Annotated in this window: 14 protein-coding genes; 6 read left to right on the plus strand and 8 right to left on the minus strand. The window is 71.5% G+C overall.

The genetic code is table 11. From position 1 onward, the window contains the following. Positions 1-132: 132 nt before the first annotated feature. Together ACZ5D2_RS39765 and ACZ5D2_RS39770 are read right to left on the minus strand one after the other, a co-directional pair. Complete coding sequence (locus tag ACZ5D2_RS39765) at positions 133-3465, minus strand: S8 family serine peptidase (protein WP_371678516.1); 3333 nt, start codon at positions 3463-3465, stop codon at positions 133-135. A 274-nt stretch (positions 3466-3739) separates the two neighbouring features. Beyond that, positions 3740-4309: a CGNR zinc finger domain-containing protein gene (locus ACZ5D2_RS39770; RefSeq protein WP_366455549.1), complete on the minus strand. Its 570-nt coding sequence runs from the start codon at positions 4307-4309 to the stop codon at positions 3740-3742. 109 nt (positions 4310-4418) lie between these two features. Between ACZ5D2_RS39770 and ACZ5D2_RS39775 the strand changes: the two genes are divergently transcribed. Further along, positions 4419-4880 carry a VOC family protein gene (locus ACZ5D2_RS39775; protein ID WP_468936509.1) on the plus strand — a complete coding sequence of 154 codons (462 nt, stop codon included), beginning with the start codon at positions 4419-4421 and terminating at the stop codon, positions 4878-4880. Positions 4881-4920: 40 nt separating this feature from the next. Further along, a complete protein-coding gene (locus ACZ5D2_RS39780; RefSeq protein ID WP_371678518.1) occupies positions 4921-5820 on the plus strand; it encodes a pyridoxamine 5'-phosphate oxidase family protein in 900 nt (299 codons plus the stop codon). On the opposite strand, the gene ACZ5D2_RS39785 is transcribed toward ACZ5D2_RS39780, so the two are convergent. Together ACZ5D2_RS39785 and pepN are read right to left on the minus strand one after the other, a co-directional pair. Next, positions 5796-6755, minus strand: coding sequence for a hypothetical protein (locus ACZ5D2_RS39785; RefSeq protein ID WP_371678519.1), 960 nt, complete (start codon positions 6753-6755; stop codon positions 5796-5798). The genes ACZ5D2_RS39780 and ACZ5D2_RS39785 overlap by 25 nt on opposite strands. 181 nt (positions 6756-6936) lie before the next feature. After that, positions 6937-9483, minus strand: a complete 2547-nt coding sequence (pepN, locus tag ACZ5D2_RS39790; protein WP_371678520.1) for an aminopeptidase N — start codon at positions 9481-9483, stop codon at positions 6937-6939. A gap of 127 nt (positions 9484-9610) precedes the next feature. On the opposite strand from pepN, the gene ACZ5D2_RS39795 reads away from it, so the two are divergent. Beyond that, positions 9611-10258: a mycothiol-dependent nitroreductase Rv2466c family protein gene (locus tag ACZ5D2_RS39795; protein WP_266839040.1), complete on the plus strand. Its 648-nt coding sequence runs from the start codon at positions 9611-9613 to the stop codon at positions 10256-10258. A 117-nt stretch (positions 10259-10375) separates the two neighbouring features. On the opposite strand, the gene ACZ5D2_RS39800 is transcribed toward ACZ5D2_RS39795, so the two are convergent. Beyond that, positions 10376-11032, minus strand: a complete 657-nt coding sequence (locus ACZ5D2_RS39800) for a superoxide dismutase (protein ID WP_371678521.1) — start codon at positions 11030-11032, stop codon at positions 10376-10378. Between the two features lie 184 nt (positions 11033-11216). Next, the gene (locus ACZ5D2_RS39805) at positions 11217-12638 is read right to left on the minus strand and encodes an amino acid permease (RefSeq protein WP_371678522.1); all 1422 of its coding nucleotides are present in this window, start codon (positions 12636-12638) and stop codon (positions 11217-11219) included. A gap of 190 nt (positions 12639-12828) precedes the next feature. Between ACZ5D2_RS39805 and ACZ5D2_RS39810 the strand changes: the two genes are divergently transcribed. Next, on the plus strand, positions 12829-13611 hold the full coding sequence (locus ACZ5D2_RS39810) for an SDR family NAD(P)-dependent oxidoreductase (protein ID WP_371678523.1): 783 nt from the start codon (positions 12829-12831) through the stop codon (positions 13609-13611). An 83-nt stretch (positions 13612-13694) separates the two neighbouring features. On the opposite strand, the gene ACZ5D2_RS39815 is transcribed toward ACZ5D2_RS39810, so the two are convergent. Then, entirely contained in the window at positions 13695-15116 is a 1422-nt protein-coding gene (locus ACZ5D2_RS39815; protein ID WP_468936517.1) for an amino acid permease, read from the minus strand. A 285-nt stretch (positions 15117-15401) separates the two neighbouring features. On the opposite strand from ACZ5D2_RS39815, the gene ACZ5D2_RS39820 reads away from it, so the two are divergent. Further along, positions 15402-15986: a biotin transporter BioY gene (locus tag ACZ5D2_RS39820; protein WP_371678525.1), complete on the plus strand. Its 585-nt coding sequence runs from the start codon at positions 15402-15404 to the stop codon at positions 15984-15986. A gap of 76 nt (positions 15987-16062) precedes the next feature. Here ACZ5D2_RS39820 and ACZ5D2_RS39825 read toward each other — a convergent pair whose 3' ends face one another. Further along, the gene (locus ACZ5D2_RS39825) at positions 16063-17523 is read right to left on the minus strand and encodes an amino acid permease (RefSeq protein ID WP_371678526.1); all 1461 of its coding nucleotides are present in this window, start codon (positions 17521-17523) and stop codon (positions 16063-16065) included. A gap of 218 nt (positions 17524-17741) precedes the next feature. Between ACZ5D2_RS39825 and ACZ5D2_RS39830 the strand changes: the two genes are divergently transcribed. Then, entirely contained in the window at positions 17742-18230 is a 489-nt protein-coding gene (locus ACZ5D2_RS39830) for a ribose-5-phosphate isomerase (protein ID WP_266839030.1), read from the plus strand. Positions 18231-18344: the final 114 nt, after the last annotated feature.

An 18344-nucleotide genomic window follows, 5' to 3' on the forward strand; every position in this document is an offset into this window, starting at 1 on the left:
GGGAGGTGGGTGGGGGGGGGGGGGGGGGGGGGGGGGGGGGTTGCGGGGGGGGGGGGGGGGGGGGGGGGGGGGGGGGGGGGCGCCGGCCCCCCCCCCCCCCCCCTCCGTCATGCCGTCACACCCCGGAGGGAGTTACGGGAGGACCTTCTCGATCTGCACGCTGCCGAGGCCGGCGGCGGTGCCGCGGGCGTTGAGCAGCTGGACCTGGCCGAAGAACTGACGGCCCTCGGGGGCCGCGCTGCTGACCAGGACGTTCGCCGAGACGTTCGCCGAGGCGCCGGTGGCGAGGTTCACCTTGGCGGCCTCGTCGACCTGGACGGAGCCCAGGGCGGAGGAGAAGTACACGTCGCGGTAGTCGTACGTGGTGGAGCCGGACGGGACCGCGTAGCCGATCACCTTGATGGTGTACGTACCGGCGGCGGGCTTGGCCAGGCTCACGGCCTCCTCGGAGTCGCCGTCGGCGGAGGAAGCGACCTTGACGCCGTCCTTGTAGACCTCGAGGTCGAGGTCCGCGGCGGTGTCGGAGGTCTTGCCGATGGCGACGTCGAGGCGGGAGACGCCCTCGCCGACGGTGACCTCGGTGGTCTGCGTCTCACCGGCCGCGATGGTCGGCTTGGCGACCTTCGCGGAGCCGAGCGGGCCGCCCTGGAGCGTGCCGCCGGAGATGGCCGCGCCGTCGTTCTTCACGGTCCACTGGACCGGCGCCGGGGTGCCCTGCTTGACCTCGGGGAGGACCTTGACGGCCGGGTCGAAGCCCGCGCCGAGGACCGAGACGTCCAGCTTGAACGGGTTGTCGAGCAGCGGCGACGTGCGGCGCGACTCGACCTCGATCTCCCAGACACCCGGCTGCGGGTCGGCGTACGAGCGCAGGTCGGGGCGGCAGGTGTTCGCCGGGTTGTCGTAGTTCGGGTAGCACTGGGTGGTCGCGCTGTCCTCGACGCCCGTGCCGTACGGGTGGATCGAGATGAAGCGGGTCTGGCTGCCCGGCTTCAGACCGCCGAGGGCGACCTCAAGGGTCTTGGCGCCCTGCGGGACGGTCACGAAGTACGACTTGTGGCTGTTGCGCTGCACGGAGGAGGTGTCCGACAGCGTGAACGACGGCTTCGCCAGCGGGGTGGAGGCGACGACCGTGGCCAGGACCTGCTTGTCGATGCCCTCGGTGGTCGGGTCGTCGAGCTGCAGGATGCCGCTGTGCACGCCGGCCGACTTGACGTTGGCCTCGACCTTGATGGTGACGGGCTTGTTCAGCGGGAGCGTGACGTAGTCGTAGCCGCCGACGACCTTGAAGGTGCCGTCGTTGTTGCGCCAGCTCAGGTTGTGCCGGGTGCCGTACTTGACGCCCGTGGTGCGGGTGACGACGACGTCGTAGACCTTCTTCTGGCCGACCTTGAGGCCGCCCTCGCGGTCGTACAGGCCGGTGCCGAAGCCCGGGGTCTTCAGGAACTGGTCGAGCGCGGTGTCGACCGGGGCCTTGACGGTGAACTCTTCGGCCTTCGCGCCGCGCTGGATGGACTTCCAGGCGTCGACGATGTTGATGAGACCGGCACCCTGGGCGTGCGCCGGGACGTCGTCGATCTTCTTCGCGGTGCTGGTCAGCGCCACGCGCAGGTTCGCCGGGGTCAGCGCGATCTTCTGCTGCTTGGCGGCCGAGATCAGCAGGGCGCTGGCGCCCGTCGCCTGCGGCGAGGACATCGAGGTGCCCTGGAGCATCGAGTAACCGGCCGGCAGGTTGTAGCCGGCCTCCTTGACCGGGCTGCCGGGCAGCCAGGTCTGGGTGGTGTTGATCGCCGCGCCGGGGGCGGTGATGGTCGGCGTGAACCCGCCGTCCTCACGCGGACCGCGCGAGGAGAAGGGGAACATGTTGTACTTCTTCGACACGCCGGAGCCGTAGTTGGCCGCCCAGGTGTCCTTGGAGACCGCCGCGCCCACGGAGATGACCTTGTCCGCGAGGCCGGGGTCGCCGATGGTGTTGACGCCGGGGCCCTCGTTGCCCGCCGAGATGACGAGCTGGACGCCGTAGGTGTCGATGAGGTTCTTGTACAGCTCCGAACGGGCGTTGTTGCCGTCGTTCAGCGCCGGGAGACCACCGATGGACATGTTGACGATGTCCACGCCGCGGTTGACGACGAGGTCGATCATGCCCTCGGTCAGCGCGATGTTGGTGCAGCCGCCGGACCAGGAGCAGGCGCGCGAGGAGACGAGCTTGGCGCCGGGCGCCTCACCGTTCATCTTGCCGCCGAAGAGGCTGTTGGCGGCCGTGATGCCGGCGACGTGCGTGCCGTGCTCCGACTCGATGATGCCGATGTTGACGAAGTCGGCCTTCTTGCCCACCCAGTCCCCGCCGAAGGGGTCCATCGGGACGTCCTTGCGGATCTGGATCACGAACGGGATGCGCTCGGCGACGTCGGTCGCCGGGTTGTCCGTGCCGAAGTAGCCGACCTGGTAGCCGTCCTTGTACGGCTTCATCGGCTCGTTGTTGGTGAAGTCGCCGTCCTGGTCGGTGTCGACGCGGACGGTGCCGGCCACCGGGTCGTACAGCATGCCGAACTTGTCGGTGGTGTCGCCGTCGCGGTTGACGTCGCCCTTCATGTCACCGGTGGCGGTGATCGACTCGCTGAAGCGGCTCCACTGGAAGTTGCCCTCGGGCGCCTTCCAGTTCTGGCCGCCCGCGGCGAAGGTGCCGCCGGCGGCGGTGACCGGGGTGACCTGGGGGCGCCAGGTGGCGTCGTTGTCCAGGATCGGGTCGGTCGCGGTGACCCAGTCGACGATCTTGCGCTCGCCGGTGGTGGTCTTCTGGAGGGCCGGGTGCGCGACGTCGACGCCCGAGTCCAGGATGCCGATGGTGACGCCGCGGCCGTCGGCCTGCGGGTTCTTCTGGACGAAGTCCACCGCGCCGGTCTCGAAGGACGGGTTGTACGGGTTCTTCGCCGGGGTGTTCTTGTCCGGGCCCGGGAAGGAGCCGTCGGCGGTCTTCTTGACCGAGCCGGCGTCCTTGCCCGCGTCGGGGCGCGGGTCCGGCAGCTGGATCTCCTGCCGCAGGTCCATGCCGTGTACGGATTCGAGCTTGGCGGCGGCCTTGAGCGCGGCCTCGGCCTTGTCGGTCGGCAGGGTCGCGCGGACGTAGCCGAGCTTGTCGTACGTCTGGCCCACCGAGGCGCCGTGGACGGCGTCGAGCTGGTCGGCCACCTGCTTGGTCTGCCCGGGGGCGGTGGCGACCATGACGGTGACGGTCGCGTCACCCTTGGCCTTGGCCTCCTGGAGCAGCTCGGCGTCGACCGAACCGAGCTTCTGGTCGGCGGACTTGACCGGCGGGGTGTTCCGCGGGTCATCGCCGGCCGCCGCGAAGGCGGGGACGGCGCCGGTGGCGCAGAGGGCGGCCACCAGGCCCGCGGCCGCCGCGACGCGGGCGGCACGCCGCGCGCCGGGTATGGCCCCGGTGGTGGAGCTGGGGGAGTCGAGGGTCATCAGCATCCCTGGCTAAGTGAAAGATACGGTCCGGAATTCGGTGCCGGATGACCGGTCAGCTTTGCGCAAGTGACAGCTGTTTGGGGAGGGTTGTTATTGACCGAGACCTGACATGGCGGACTCTCGCCAGTGCGTACTACCCGCCAGTAGGGACATGCCGGGGCAAGGCGGGGCGACTCGCAGCGGTATACGAGTTGACTTGTCGACTTTCCGGCCTCGCGCGGAGTGGGGCGCGGGCCTCCGTCTCATGACGGGTGTGACAGATTCCGACCGTTCAGCGCTCGCGCGTGCGCGCGTAGTGCCGCGAGGCCTTGGCGCGGTTGCCGCAGACGGCCATGGAGCACCAGCGCCGGGTGCCGTTGCGCGAGGTGTCGTGGAAGTGCAGGATGCACGTCTCCGAGGCGCACTTGCGGATCCGGTCGGGCGCCGACCGCAGCAGTTCCAGGTAGTCGCGGGCCGCGGTCCAGGCGGGCCCCCAGGAGGGGTCGTCGAACTCCGCCCGCTCGCCCGGACCTTCGGCCGTGAGGGTGGCCCGGATGCGGCCGTGCTCCAGTACGGCGTCGATCAGCTCGCGGGCGCCGGCGTCGGCCGGGTCCGTGACGGCGCGGGCGAGGGCCTCGCGCGCGGTCAGTAGGTGGACCAGGGTCGACTTGTCGGCGCGGAAGCGGCCGTCCAGCCCCGTGCTCCGCAGCCACAGGGCCAGCCCCTCCAGCCGGCTCAGACCGAAGGCCCCGGCGAAGAGGTCGGTGGGCACGCCCTCCGGCATCCAGCGCGTGTTCACCAGGTCGAGGGCGAGCGGCTCCCCGGTGAGCGGACGGGGGTCCGTCGTCGGTACTGCCGTCATGTCCGCCTCCTCGCGCCGCTAACCCCTCAAGGGTACGTGACCGGTTGACGCCCGGATGTCTAACCTCTAATCTCGATTTAGAAGGTTAGGACCACTGAAGGGAACCCTCATGACCGCCACCACCGTCGGCACGCTCAGCACGGGCCACGTGGGCCTCAACGTCACCGACCTGGACCGCTCGCTCGCCTTCTACCGCGACGCCCTGGACTTCGAGCTCCTCGGTGAGGGCAAGGAGGACGGCCGCCGCTTCGCCTTCCTGGGCCGCGACGGGGAGCTCGTCCTCACCCTCTGGCAGCAGGCGCGGGACCGGTACGCCCCGCAGGCCGCCGGACTGCACCACCTGGCCTTCTCCGCCGGCGCGATCGAGGAGGTCCGGGCGTACGAGGACCGGCTGCGCGGCCTGGGCGTCGACTTCGCCCACGAGGGCGTCGTCGCCCACCGCGAGGGCGCCGCCTCCGGCGGGATCTTCTTCCACGACCCGGACGGGACCCGGCTGGAGATCTCCGTGCCGACCGGCGCCGAGGGTGCTCCCGCCCCGACCGCAGGCGCTCCGACCTGCGGGTTCTTCTAGGCCCTCACGGCTTGTAGGCCCTCAAGGAAGGGGAGTCGCCATGGACACGTACCACCGGGGCTCGCTGGCAGTGCAGGAACGGGTCGGAGTCCGCGACCTCGCCGACCACGTCGGCCGCTCGATCGGCAGCGGCATCCGGGACGTCGCCGCGGCCTTCCTCGCCGGGCAGCCCCACCTCGTGGCCGGCGCGGCCGACGGGGAGGGCCGGCTGTGGGCCTCGATGCTCACCGGGCCGCCCGGTTTCGTACGGGCCGAGGGGCGCGGCCGGATCACCGTCTCGGGCGGCCTGCCCGACGGGGATCCGCTGGCCGGGGCGCTGGCCGTGGCCGGCACCCGGGTCGGCACCATCGCGCTCGATCCGCGCACCCGGCGCCGGATGCGGCTGGGCGGGTCGCTGGCCGTGACGGCCGGCGGGTTCGCGGTCGAGGCCGAGCGGGTCTTCTCCAACTGCCCGAAGTACCTCCAGAAGCGGCAGCCGCTGGAGCTGGTGGCCGAAGGGCCCGGGGTCCTGTGGCGCGGACCGGCGCTCACCCCCGGCCAGGAACGGGCGGTCCGCGCGGCCGACACCTTCTTCATCGCCACCACGGCGGGGGCGGAGGGGGCCGACGCGAGCCACCGGGGCGGCATGCCGGGCTTCGTGGAGGTGCTCTCGCCGACCGAGCTGGCCTGGCCGGACTATCCGGGGAACGCGATGTTCCTGACCCTGGGCAACCTCGTCGCCGACGACCGGGCCGGGCTGCTCTTCCCCCAGTGGGAGAGCGGCGCGCTGCTCCAGCTGAGCGGGCGGGCCCGGACCGAGTTCGGCGGCGCCGGGGAGCGCCGGGTGCGGTTCACCGTCGAAGCGGTGGTGGAGGGCCTGCATCCGGGGCGGCTGCGCTGGAGCGCCCCGGAGTACTCGCCGGCCAACCCGCCGGTTCACCGGGGCAGTACGACCAGGTAGGCGGCGGGCTCGCGGTCGGCGGAAGCCGTCAGGGCGGTCCGGACGACCGCGGCCTGCTGCTCGGGCCAGTCGCGCAGCTTGCGCGGGGTCAGGTGCAGCACGGTCACCCCGAGGCGCTCCAGGGTCTCCCGCTTGCGGACGGCCTCGGCCCAGTCCTCGTCCTCGCCCTGGCGGGGTGCGCGGGTGTCGATCTCGATGGCGACGGCCTGCTCGGGCCAGTAGGCGTCCACACCACCGAGGTGCGGGCCGCCGGGCAGCCGCAGGTCCACGTTCCAGACGGGCTCGGGGAGTTCGTAGCCCCGGACGAGCTGGTACAGCCGGTCCTCGGCGATGGCCCGGCCCTCGGCGAGCAGGGCCTCCACCGCGTCCACCACGTGCGGCCGGTTCAGCAGCCGGGCGACGGTCAGCTCCCGTACGACGGCCGCCGGTTCGCAGTGACCGGCGCGGACGGCCTCGCTCAGCAGGCGGCGTACGGCGTCGGCGTCGGAGAGCTGGGCGACGGCGTCGGCGACGGCCCGCGCCACCGGGGCCACGGGTAGGCCCGTCACCTCCAGCGGCCGGGGCGGGGTGTGGGCGCGGACGATCCGGACGTCGCCGGTGGAACGCAGTCGGCGCGTGCCGGGCACGAGGACGTCGATGTGCGAGAGGCCGAGCAGGGCGGGAGCCGCGGAGAACCGGTAGAGCGCGAGCGCCGCCAGCCCGGTGATCATGACCTCGCCGCCGCGCCGGCCCGCGTACAGCAGGGCGGCGTGCAGCCGCTCCTCGCTCGTCGCGGGGCCGGAGTGCAGGAGGAACACCCCGGGCAGCACCTGCTGCCAGGGACGCCCGGCGGCCTCGGCGGCGCTGACGCCGTGCTCCCGCAGCTGCGCGAGGGTCAGCACGCGGGGGCGGCTGGCGGTGAGGTGGGCCAGGGGGAGGGGTGCGTTCTGGTTCATGACGCGGTGATTCCCTCAGGCCATGGCCTTGCTAACGCCTGTTACACGTTCGTCGGCAAATCCGGACAAGACGGGGCTAAAGTACGGGCGTTCGACTGCCGATGACGTGCCCTCGCCTGTCGCCGCGTCGCCTGTCGCCGCGTCGGCGGGGCCGGAAGACCGGCCCCGCCGACGGCCGGGGTCAGGCGCCGTCGCGGGCCTGGGCGCGCAGGGCGCGGGCCAGGTCGTCGCGGGACTCCAGGACCAGCCGCCGCAGCGCGGGCGCCGCCTCCGGGTGACCGGCCAGCCAGGCGTCGGTCGCCGCCACCGTGGCCGGGGAGTCCTGCAGCATGGGGTAGAGCCCCTTCACCACGTGGATCCCGATCTGGATCGAGCGCTGCGCCCAGATCCGCTCGATCACCTCGAAGTACCGGTCGGCGTACGGGGCGAGCAGGTCGCGCCGCGAGGGCTGCTGCATCCCGTCGATGGTGGCCTCGACCAGCGCGTTCGACAGCGCGTCCGATTCGACGACCGCCGCCCACGCCTGGTCCTTGACGGCCGCCGACGGCCGCGCCGCCAGGCACCGCACCTGGTGCCGCTTGCCCGACGCCGTGTCGTCGCGGGCGAGTTCGGCGCCCAGCACGCCCTCGTCCACCGACCCGTGTGCCGCCAGCGGCAGCAGGAAGTCCCAGCGCAGCTCCTGGTCGACGTCCAGTCCGTCGATCCGGGCCGTCCCGTCGAGCAGGCCCAGCAGCAGCTGGAAGTCGCCCTCGGTCGCGGCGCTCGCCGCGAAGAACCGGGCCCAGGTCAGCTGGTGCTCCGACCCCGGCTCGGCCAGCCGCAGCTCGCGCAGGGCACCCGCCGCCAGGTCCCGGCCGCTCTGCTCGCGCCGCCCGTCCGCCGCGTAGTGGGTGACCGCGCTCAGCGCCTGCCCGTGCAGCATCTGGAGCACGCCGACGTCGGTCTCCCGGCCGGCGTGGGCGAGGAACAGCGCGAGGAAGTCCCGGGCCGGCATCAGCGCGTCGCGCGTCAGGTTCCACAGCGCCGACCAGCACAGGGCCCGCGCCAACGGGTCCGTGAGGTCGCCGAGGTGGCCGCGGAGCGTCTCCAGGGAGGCCTCGTCGAAGCGGATCTTGCAGTAGGTGAGGTCCTCGTCGTTGACCAGGACCAGGTCGGGACGGTCCAGCCCGGCCAGTTCCGCGGCCACCGTCCGCGCCCCGGCCACGTCCGCCTCGGCCCGCGCGTAGCGCACCAGCGTGCCCGCCTCGATCCGGTACAGGCCCACGCAGACCCGGTGCGGGCGCAGCTCGTCACCCTCCTGGAGCACCGCCAGTTCGGTGATCCGGCCGTCCGCGTCCGTGGTGACCACCGGGGTGAGCGCGTTCACGCCGGCCGTCTGGAGCCAGGCCCGCGACCACTCGGCCATGTCCCGCCCGGAGACCTCCCCGAGCACCGACAGCAGGTCGTCCAGGGTGGTGTTGCCGTAGGCGTGGGCCTTGAAGTAGCGCCGCGCGCCGTCCAGGAACGCCTCCCGGCCCACGTACGCCACGAGCTGCTTGAGGACCGCGGCGCCCTTGGCGTACGTGATCCCGTCGAAGTTCAGCTTGGCGTCCTCCAGGTCACGGATGTCGGCCGTGACCGGGTGGGTGGAGGGGAGCTGGTCGGCCCGGTACGCCCACGCCTTGCGGCTGTTGGCGAAGGTGACCCACGCCTGGTCGAAGCGGGTGGCCTCGACGAGCCCGAAGGATCCCATGAAGTCCGCGAAGGACTCCTTCAGCCACAGGTCGTCCCACCACTTCATGGTGACCAGGTCGCCGAACCACATGTGCGCCATCTCGTGCAGGATGACGTTCGCGCGCCGCTCGTAGGACGCCTGGGTGACCTTCCCGCGGAAGATGTACTCCTCGCGGAAGGTGACCATTCCCGGGTTCTCCATCGCGCCCAGGTTGTACTCCGGGACGAAGGCCTGGTCGTACTTCCCGAAGGGGTACGGGTAGTCGAAGATCTCGTGGAAGAGGTCGAAGCCCTGCTTGGTGACGAGGAACACGTCGTCGGCGTCGAAGTGCTTCGCCAGCCCCTTGCGGCACATGGCGCCGAGCGGGATCGTCAGGTCCCCGCGGGTGTAGGTGTCCGTCACGTAGTGGTACGGCCCGGCCACCACGCAGGTGATGTACGTGGAGATGGGCGCGGTCTCGGCGAAGCGCCGGACCTGCCCCTCGCGGGACTCCTCCGCGCCGTTGCTCCACACCTGCCAGGCCTCGGGCGCCGTGACCTCGAAGCGGTAGGGGGCCTTCAGGTCGGGCTGCTCGAAGTTGGCGTACACCCGGCGGGCGTCCGCCGGCTCGTACTGCGTGTAGAGGTAGACCTCGCCGTCCTCAGGGTCCACGAAGCGGTGCATGCCCTCGCCGGTCCGGCTGTACGCGCAGTTCGCATCCACGACCAGGACGTTCTCGGAGGCGAGCCCCTCCAGGGTGATCCGGGCCCCGTCGAAGACGGCGGCCGGGTCGAGGGCGCGGCCGTTGAGCGTGACGGAGTTCACCGAGGGGGCGATCAGGTCCGCGAAGGAGGAGGCGCCCGGCGTCGCGGCCCGGAAGCGGATGGTGGTCACCGAGCGGAAGGTCCGGGGGCCTTCGACCGGTTCGGCCTCGTCCACGGCGGACCTCAGGTCGAGGGCCACCTCGTACCCGTCGACGGACAGCAGTCCGGCCCGCTCGCGGGCCTCGTCTCGGGACAGGTTCTCTCCGGGCACGTGCACTCCTTCGTGCGTGATCGTGGTCTTCGGTTCGAATCCTCCCACGGGGGAATGAGCGCGGGCCCGGCCCGGTTGGCCAGGGGGATGGCCGGTGAGCAACGCTTTGGCTGACTTGAGGAGAGACATGGCCGACACGCAGGTGCGCGAGAAGACCCCCGTCGACTTCTGGTTCGACCCGCTGTGCCCCTGGGCGTGGATGACGTCGCGCTGGGTGCTGGAGGTCGAGAAGCTCCGCGACATCGAGGTCCGCTGGCACGTGATGAGCCTGGGCGTGCTCAACGAGAACAAGCTCGACGAGCTGCCCGAGGCCTACCGCGAGATGCTCGGCCCCCAGGCCTGGATCCCCGTGCGCGTGGTGACCGCCGCCGAGCAGAAGTTCGGCAAGGAGATCACCGGCAAGCTCTACACGGCGCTCGGCACCCGCATCCACAACGAGGGCCGCGGCAACACCCCCGAGGTGATCGCCGAGGCGCTGGCCGAGGTCGGTCTGCCGGCGGAGCTCGCCGCGTTCGGCCTGAAGGACACCTTCGACGCGGAGCTGCGCGCCTCCCACGAGGACGGCATCGAGCGGGTCGGCCAGGAGGTCGGCACCCCGGTGATCTCCGTGCCCGGCGCCGACGGCAAGGACGTCGCCTTCTTCGGGCCGGTCGTCACCCCGGCCCCGCGCGGCGAGGACGCCGCGCGGCTGTGGGACGGCACCCTGCTCGTGGCCTCCATCCCGGGCTTCTTCGAGCTCAAGCGGACCCGTACCCGGGGCCCGTCCTTCGAGTAGTCCCGGCGAACACGGAAGACCCCCGCGAGTCACGTCCTCGCGGGGGTCTTCTGCTGGACACGCCCGCACGCGAAGGTTGAGAAGACGATCACGAGGCGGACGGGCTTGCGGGTGTGATCAGCCCTTGGCGGGGATCAGCAGCGGGGTGTTCGCCTTGGCGTCGGCGTAGCGCCCGGCCACGTCCTGCCAGTTGACGACGTTCCACATCGCCTCGATGAAGTCCACCTTCTGGTTCTTGTACTGAAGGTAGAAGGCGTGCTCCCAGGCGTCGAAGACCAGGATCGGCGTGCTGGCGACGCCCACGTTGCCCTGGTGGTCGTAGACCTGCTCGACGACCAGCCGGCCGCTGACCGGCTCGTAGGCGAGCACGCCCCAGCCGGAGCCCTGCGTCGCGGAGGACGCGAAGGTCAGCTGCTTCTTGAACTTCGCGAAGGAGCCGAAGGACTCGGTGATCGCGTCCGCCAGGTCGCCCAGCCCGTCGGCCGCGGTCGGCTCGCCGCCGCCCTCGCCGGTCTTCGGGCTGGCCATGTTGTGCCAGTAGATGCTGTGCAGGATGTGGCCGGAGAGGTGGAACGCGAGGTTCTTCTCCAGGCCGTTGAGGGCGCCCCAGTTCTCCTTGTCCCGGGCCTCCTCCAGCTGCTCCAGCGTGGTGTTGGCGCCCGTGACGTAGGCCGCGTGGTGCTTGTCGTGGTGCAGCTCGATGATCTGCGGATTGATCACCGGCTCCAGCGCCGCGTAGTCGTAAGGAAGCTCAGGAAGCGTGTAGATGGCCATGCGTGTGTCCGGTCCCCTCGGCGTGCCAATCGCTTATTGCAATTAATGCGCAACTGCACGCTAGCAGTATCTATTCTGTGCTTCGAGTAAGGGTCGCCTCTCTTGAGCGGACCTCCGGAACGCCGGAGGCCGGGCTCATGCGATCGCATGAGCCCGGCCTCTGACGTGCCGTCGGGTGGGGGTGTTACACCCGGACGGAGTCTTCGCGCGCCGCCGCCCGCCGCTGGACCAGGTACCCGGTCGCGGCCAGGGCCACGGTCAGCCCGCCGGTGAACAGGACCTGCACCCGGGTGTCCTCGCCCAGGGCCATCAGCACCAGCACCGCGGCGACACCGGCCAGCGCCACCCAGGTCAGGTACGGGAAGCCCCACATCTTCACGACCAGCCGCTCGGGAGCCTCCCGCTCCAGGCGCCGGCGCAGCACGAACTGGGAGACCGCGATGAAGCCCCAGACGACGAGGATGACCCCGCCGACCATGTTCAGCAGCCAGGCGAACAGGGTGTCGGGGTACCAGTACGAGAGCAGGACGGTGACGAACCCGAAGCCGCAGGAGGCGAGCACCGCCCGGCGCGGCACCCCGCCGGTGGCCTTGCCCAGCGCCCTGGGGCCCTGGCCCCGGGCGACGAGGGAGTGGGCCATGCGCGAGGAGCCGTAGATGTTGGCGTTCATCGCGGAGAGCAGGGCGATCAGGATGACCACGTTCATGATCTCGCCGGCGGCCGGGATGCCCAGGTGGTCCAGGGTGGCGGCGTAGGGGCCGACCTCGGTGACCGCGGGGTCGTTCCAGGGCAGCAGGGTCACGATCATCAGCATCGAGCCGACGTAGACGACCGCGATCCTCCACATGGTGGTCTTCACGGCCTTGGCCACGCCCTTGACCGGGTCGTCGGACTCGGCGGCGGCGATGGTCACCGTCTCCAGTCCGCCGTACGCGACCACCGAGGCGAGCAGGCCGACCAGCAGGCCGTCGACCCCGTTGGGCAGGAGGCCGCCGTCGCTGACCAGGTTGGCGGTTCCCGGGGAGGAGGTGCCGGGCAGCAGGCCCAGGACGGCGAGGGTGCCCAGGCCCAGGAAGAGGGCGATGGCCCCGATCTTCAGGGCGGCGAACCAGAACTCGAACTCCCCGAAGCGCGAGACGGCACCCAGGTTGCTGCCGCAGAAGACGGCCATGAAGACGAGCACCCACATCCACGAAGGGGTGCCGGGGAACCAGCCCGTCATGATGTGCGCCGCGCCGATCGCCTCGATGGCCACGCCCACGCACAGCAGGATCCAGAACATCCAGCCCGCCGTGAAGCCGGCCCACGGGCCGATCGCCCGGTCGGCGTGCACCGAGAAGGAGCCGGAGGCGGGGTTGGCGGCGGACATCTCGCCGAGCATCCGCATCACGAACATCACCAGCAGCCCGGAGACGGCGTACGCGAGCACGATCGAGGGCCCCGCCGCCGCGATCCCGGCGCCCGAGCCCACGAAGAGCCCGGCGCCGATGACCCCGCCGAGGGCGATCATCGAGAGGTGGCGCTGCTTGAGGCCGTTGCCCAGGGGGGATCCGGCGGGGGCCTGCTGCCCTGGGGGCGGCGCGAGGGTGCTGCTGCTCTGGCTCATGGGGGTGTGCCTGTCCGGTGTGCGGCGTGTGCGGGGGTTGGTGCGAAGGGCCCCAGTGTGCCGAGTGTCCGCTCACCGGACGTTTCGTGTCCGGTATGCGGACGGACGATTCACGGATCGTGATCACGTCCGTACGCTCGCGGCAGACCGGGCGGGCCGCGCCCGGCAACGCGCCGAGAGGGGCCGCACGATGGACCGGACCGCGACACCACTGCCCGCCACCGGCCGGGGCGTCCTCGTCACCGGCGCCTCCCGGGGCATCGGGCGGGCGATCGCCGCCGCGTTCGCCGCGCAGGGCGACCGGGTCGCCGTGCACTGCTCCGCCCGCGGGGCGGAGGCCGAGGAGACCCTCGCCGCACTGGAGGGGGAAGGGCACGCGCTGTTCGCCGCGGACCTCGCGGACCCGGCCCGCGTCGCCGAGCTGGCGGACGAGGCCGACGCGGCCCTGGGCGGGGTGGACGTGCTGGTCAACAACGCCGCCGTGATGGTCGGCCACCCCCTGGCGGACACCTCCTGGGAGGCCTGGCAGGAGGCCTGGCGGCGCACCGTCGACGTGAACCTCCTCGGCGCGGCCCACCTGAGCCACCGCGTCGCCCACCGCATGATCGGAGCCGGCCGGGGCGGCCGCATCGTCAACGTCGGCTCCCGCGGCGCGTTCCGCGGCGAACCCGACCACCCCGCCTACGGAGCCACCAAGGCCGCGCTCCACGCGCTGGGCCAGTCCCTGGCCGTCTCCCTGGCCCCGCACGGCATCGCGGTGGCCTCCGTCGCCCCCGGGTTCGTCGCCACCGAACGGGTCGCCGGCCGCCTGGAGGGCCCCGAGGGCGAGGCGATCCGCGCCCAGAGCCCCTTCGGCCGGGTCGCGGACCCCGCCGAGATCGCCTCCGCCGTGCTCTACCTGGCCTCTCCGGCGGCGCTCTGGAGCTCCGGCACCGTCCTCGACGTCAACGGAGCCTCCTACCTGCGCACCTGAGGACGCCCGGGACCCCCGCGCCACGGCACGGGGGTCCCGGTATCCGCTCGTCCCCGCGCGGGGACGGGCGTACGCGCGCGGGGCTACGCCCTGTCGGCCGCCACCGTCCCGGCCCGGCGCTCGCGCACCTCCCGCAGCCACGCCACCAGCAGCACCGCGGCCGCCGCACCCGACGACCACAGCAGCTGCGGCCGCGCCGAGTCGTCGAACAGCATCAGCACCAGCACGGCCGCCATCCCCAGCAGCGCCGCCCACGTCAGGTACGGGAACAGCCACATCCGAAGCGTCAGCCGCTCCGGCATCTCCCGCTCCAGGATCCGGCGCAGCCGCAGCTGCGAGACCGCGATCAGCGCCCACACGAACAGCAGCACCGCGCCGACCGCGTTGAGCATGTACAGGAACACCGTGTCCGGCCACAGCAGGTTCAGCACGACGGACACGAACCCGAAGGCCACCGAGGCGAACACCGCCCGGCGCGGCACCCCGCCGCCGGACACCTTCAGCAGGGCCCCGGGCGCCTCGCCGCGCTCGGCCAGGGAGAACACCATGCGCGAGGAGCCGTAGAGGTTGGCGTTCAGCGCCGACAGCAGCGCCACGAACACCACGATGTTCATGATCTGCCCGGCGGCCGGGATCCCGATGGAGTCCAGCACCGCGACGTAGGGGCTCTCGCCCGGCTTCAGCGAGTCCCACGGCAGCAGGGTCACGATGACCAGCATCGAGCCGACGTAGAAGAAGAGGATGCGCCACACCGCGCTGCGCACCGCGCGGGCCACCGAGCGGGCCGGGTCGTCCGACTCGGCGGCGGCGATCGTGACGACCTCCAGGCCGCCGAAGGCGAAGATCACCGCGAGCATGCCGGCGACCACCCCGCCGAAGCCGGCCGGGAAGAAGCCGCCGTGGCCGGTCAGGTTGGCCGCGCCCACGGGATCCGTGTCGGGGAGCAGGCCGAAGATCGCCAGGGTGCCCAGGACCAGGAACAGGACGATGGCCCCGACCTTGAGGGCCGCGAACCAGAACTCGAACTCGCCGAAGTTCTTCACGGCCGCCAGGTTGCTCACGGTGAAGACCACCATGAAGATCAGCACCCACACCCACTGGTCGACCGAGGGGACCCAGCCGTTCGCGATCTTCGCGGCGCCGGTCGCCTCCACGGCGAGCACCACGACCAGCAGGAACCAGTAGAGCCAGCCGGCCGAGAATCCGGCCCAGCGTCCCAGGGCCTTCTCCGCGTACACGGAGAAGGAACCGGAGGCGGGCATCGCGGCCGACATCTCGCCGAGCGCCCGCATCACCAGCATCGCGAGGACGCCCGCGAGCAGGTAGGAGCAGATGATCGCGGGTCCGGCGATGCCGACGCCGGCGCCGGAGCCGACGAAGAGCCCGGCGCCGATCACGCCGCCGAGGCCCAGCATGGTCAGGTGGCGCTGCTTGAGGCTGTGGCTGAGGGGTTCCGGGGGCAGGTCGCCCCCGGTGACGTTCGGGTCGGGCAGGTGGTCGCGCATGAGGAGATGCTCGTACTCTCGGTCGGCCAAGCGGCGCTGGCGGCTGCACGGGGGATTGGCGGGAACCTACAGTCTCGCCGGAGGACACCCGCAGGAGCAAAAAGGACGTGTGGTCGAATCTGGCCCGTGACGAGGATCACTCCGACTCGGGTGTAGGGGCGGGACTTTGTCCGGTCTCCACCAAACCGGGGAGTATGCCTTTGTCCCGCCCGGCGGTGGGGCGGCGCCACGGCCCGCCGTAGCCTCACGGTGTCCTGTCGATCACCACCCCGCGGAGCCCCCCCGATGAGCACTGCTTCCGTCTCCTTCCGGCCCGGCGCCGTCCTCGCCGACCTGCTGCCCGCGAGCCGCGTCCGCGACATCGCGCTCGTCGTCGGCGGAGCCGCGCTCACCGGCCTCGCCGCGCAGATCTCGGTCCCCGTTCCCGGCTCGCCCGTCCCGGTCACCGGCCAGACCTTCGCCGCCCTGCTCGTGGGCACCGCCTTCGGCGCCCGCCGCGGCTTCCTCTCGCTGGCCCTGTACGCCCTGGTCGGCATGGCCGGCGTGCCGTGGTTCGCGGGCGGCACCTCCGGCGCGGGCGGTGCCTCCTTCGGCTACGTGCTCGGCATGCTGCTCGCCGCCACCGTCGTCGGCGCGCTCGCGCGGCGCGGGGCCGACCGCTCGGTGCCGCGCACCGCGGGCACCATGGTGCTGGGCTCGGCCGTCATCTACGCGGTCGGCGTGCCGTACCTGATGGCCGCCACCGGCATGTCCCTGAGCGCCGCCGTCGCGGCGGGTCTGGTCCCGTTCCTGATCGGCGACGCCCTCAAGGCCGCGCTCGCCATGGGCGCCCTGCCGGCCGCCTGGAAGCTGGCGGGCCGCCGGGGCTGAGCCCCGTACCGCTCCCCTGCACGGCAGCCCCGGACCGCGAGCGCGGTCCGGGGCTGCCGTGTGTGTGCCGGGAAGGCTAGGCGTCGACGGAGGCGTCGGCGACGGCCTCGACGGCGTCCTTGCGGCGCAGCGCCGAGCGGAGCACGCCGATCACCACGACGACGGCGGCGACCAGCAGCGAGAGCATGACGGTCTCGCGGTTGTCCTTGTCGTAGACCATGTAGCCCAGGACGAAGGTGATCATCGCGGCGGTGGCCCAGGTCAGGTACGGGAAGAGCCACATCTTCACCGTGACCTTCTCCGGCGCCTCGCGCATCAGGATCCCGCGCATCCGCAGCTGGGTCAGGCAGATCACCAGCCACACGAAGAGCGCGATCGCTCCCGAGGAGTTCAGCAGGAAGTTGAAGACCGTGTCGGGGGAGGTGTAGTTGAAGTAGACCGCGGCGAAGCCGAAGACGACCGAGCCGAGGATGGCGGCCACCGGCACGCCCCGCTTGCTGACCTTGGCGAAGGCCTTGGGCGCGTCGCCGCGCTCACCGAGCGAGAAGGCCATGCGCGAGGCGGTGTACATGCCCGAGTTCAGGCAGGACAGGACGGCCGTCAGGACGATCACGTTCATGATCTGACCGGCGTGCGCGATGCCGATCGAGTCCAGGGCGGCGACGTAGGAGCCCTTGTCGACGATCGACTTGTCGTTCCACGGCAGCAGCGTGAGGACGATGAAGATCGAGCCCAGGTAGAAGACGCCGATGCGCCAGATCACCGAGTTGGTGGCCTTGGTGACGGCGCGGCGCGGGTCCTCGGACTCGCCGGCGGCCAGGGTGACGATCTCGCTGCCCATGAAGGAGAAGACGACCATCAGCACGCCGGTGAGGACCGAGCCCCAGCCGTTCGGCATGAAGCCGCCGGTGTCCGTCAGGTGTGCGAAGCCCGCGCCCGGGTTGTCCGAGCCCGGCAGCACGCCGAAGACGGCGAGCATGCCGACGATCACGAAGGCGCCGATGGCGACGACCTTGATGCCCGCGAACCAGAACTCGAACTCGCCGTAGGAGGCGACCGAGCCGAGGTTCGTGACGGTCAGGACCGCCATGACGATCAGGGCCCAGCCCCACTGCGGGACGGCCGGGACCCAGCCTTCGAGGATCTTCGCGCCCGCGGTGGCCTCGACGGCCAGCACGACGACCCAGAAGAACCAGTAGAGCCAGCCGATGGAGAAGCCGGCCCAGCGGCCCAGCGCCCGGTCGGCGTAGGCGGAGAAGGAGCCCGAGTTCGGGCTCGCGGCGGCCATCTCACCCAGCATCCGCATGACGAAGACGACCATGGCGCCGACGAGCAGGTAGGACAGGAGGATGGCCGGACCGGCCTTGGCGATGCCTCCGCCGGAGCCGACGAAGAGGCCGGCGCCGATGACGCCGCCAATGGCGATCATGGACAGGTGCCGGTTCTTGAGACCGGCCTTCAGACCGTCGGAGGGCTTGGCGGATCCGGGTTCACCGGTCGGGTCGCCTGCCTTCTGAAGGGTCGTCGTGGTGCTCATGGACGATTCCTTAGGTTCTCGGGTTTCGAGTTGCGGCATTCAAACCCGAATTCCGGCCAGTGCGGAAGACCTTCCTCCGATAGTTGCCTGAGGCCCGGAAGTCGGGATCAAGGTCCCGACCCGTCCCGTCTGGGTTCTTTGGGTTTACTTGAGGTTTAGAAGTGACATACGCGACACCCTCTGAGGATCTTCGAGAGCCCTCGTGCCACACTCGACCCATGCGCGTGTATCTCGGATCCGACCATGCCGGCTTTGAGCTCAAGAACCACCTGGTGGACTGGCTCAAGAACAACGGCCACGAGCCCGTCGACTGCGGGCCCCACATCTACGACGAGGTGGACGACTACCCGCCCTTCTGCCTCCGCGCCGCCGAGCGGACCGCCGCGGACGAGGACAGCCTCGGCATCGTGATCGGCGGCTCCGGCAACGGCGAGCAGATCGCCGCCAACAAGGTCAAGGGCATCCGCGCCATCCTGGCCTGGAGCGTCCAGACGGCCGAGCTGGGCCGCGAGCACAACAACGCCAACGTCATCTCCGTCGGCGGCCGCATGCACACCCAGGACGAGGTCGTCGCCTTCATCGACGCCTTCCTGAAGACCCCGTACTCCGGAGCGGAGCGCCACACCCGCCGCATCGACATGCTCACCGCCTACGAGCAGACCGGCGAGCTCCCCCCGATCCCCGCCCACCACCCGCAGGACCAGTAGGCAGGTTCATCGGTGAGCCGCCGCGGGGGGGGGGGGGGGGGGGGGGGGGGGGGGGAGGAGGGGGGAGGGGGGGGGGGGGGGGGGGGGGGGGGGGGGGGGGGGGGGGGGGGGGGG

Source organism: Streptomyces sp. NPDC031479 (genome assembly GCF_055581065.1).

What these genes read in the sequence shown, in the direction of transcription:
- ACZ5D2_RS39765 (WP_371678516.1), bottom strand. Translation starts at nt 3,465, where the DNA reads ATGACCCTCGACTCCCCCAGCTCCACCACCGGGGCCATACCCGGCGCG.
- ACZ5D2_RS39770 (WP_366455549.1), bottom strand. Translation starts at nt 4,309, where the DNA reads ATGACGGCAGTACCGACGACGGACCCCCGTCCGCTCACCGGGGAGCCG.
- ACZ5D2_RS39775 (WP_468936509.1), top strand. Translation starts at nt 4,419, where the DNA reads ATGACCGCCACCACCGTCGGCACGCTCAGCACGGGCCACGTGGGCCTC.
- ACZ5D2_RS39780 (WP_371678518.1), top strand. Translation starts at nt 4,921, where the DNA reads ATGGACACGTACCACCGGGGCTCGCTGGCAGTGCAGGAACGGGTCGGA.
- ACZ5D2_RS39785 (WP_371678519.1), bottom strand. Translation starts at nt 6,755, where the DNA reads ATGAACCAGAACGCACCCCTCCCCCTGGCCCACCTCACCGCCAGCCGC.
- ACZ5D2_RS39795 (WP_266839040.1), top strand. Translation starts at nt 9,611, where the DNA reads ATGGCCGACACGCAGGTGCGCGAGAAGACCCCCGTCGACTTCTGGTTC.
- ACZ5D2_RS39800 (WP_371678521.1), bottom strand. Translation starts at nt 11,032, where the DNA reads ATGGCCATCTACACGCTTCCTGAGCTTCCTTACGACTACGCGGCGCTG.
- ACZ5D2_RS39805 (WP_371678522.1), bottom strand. Translation starts at nt 12,638, where the DNA reads ATGAGCCAGAGCAGCAGCACCCTCGCGCCGCCCCCAGGGCAGCAGGCC.
- ACZ5D2_RS39810 (WP_371678523.1), top strand. Translation starts at nt 12,829, where the DNA reads ATGGACCGGACCGCGACACCACTGCCCGCCACCGGCCGGGGCGTCCTC.
- ACZ5D2_RS39815 (WP_468936517.1), bottom strand. Translation starts at nt 15,116, where the DNA reads ATGCGCGACCACCTGCCCGACCCGAACGTCACCGGGGGCGACCTGCCC.
- ACZ5D2_RS39820 (WP_371678525.1), top strand. Translation starts at nt 15,402, where the DNA reads ATGAGCACTGCTTCCGTCTCCTTCCGGCCCGGCGCCGTCCTCGCCGAC.
- ACZ5D2_RS39825 (WP_371678526.1), bottom strand. Translation starts at nt 17,523, where the DNA reads ATGAGCACCACGACGACCCTTCAGAAGGCAGGCGACCCGACCGGTGAA.
- ACZ5D2_RS39830 (WP_266839030.1), top strand. Translation starts at nt 17,742, where the DNA reads ATGCGCGTGTATCTCGGATCCGACCATGCCGGCTTTGAGCTCAAGAAC.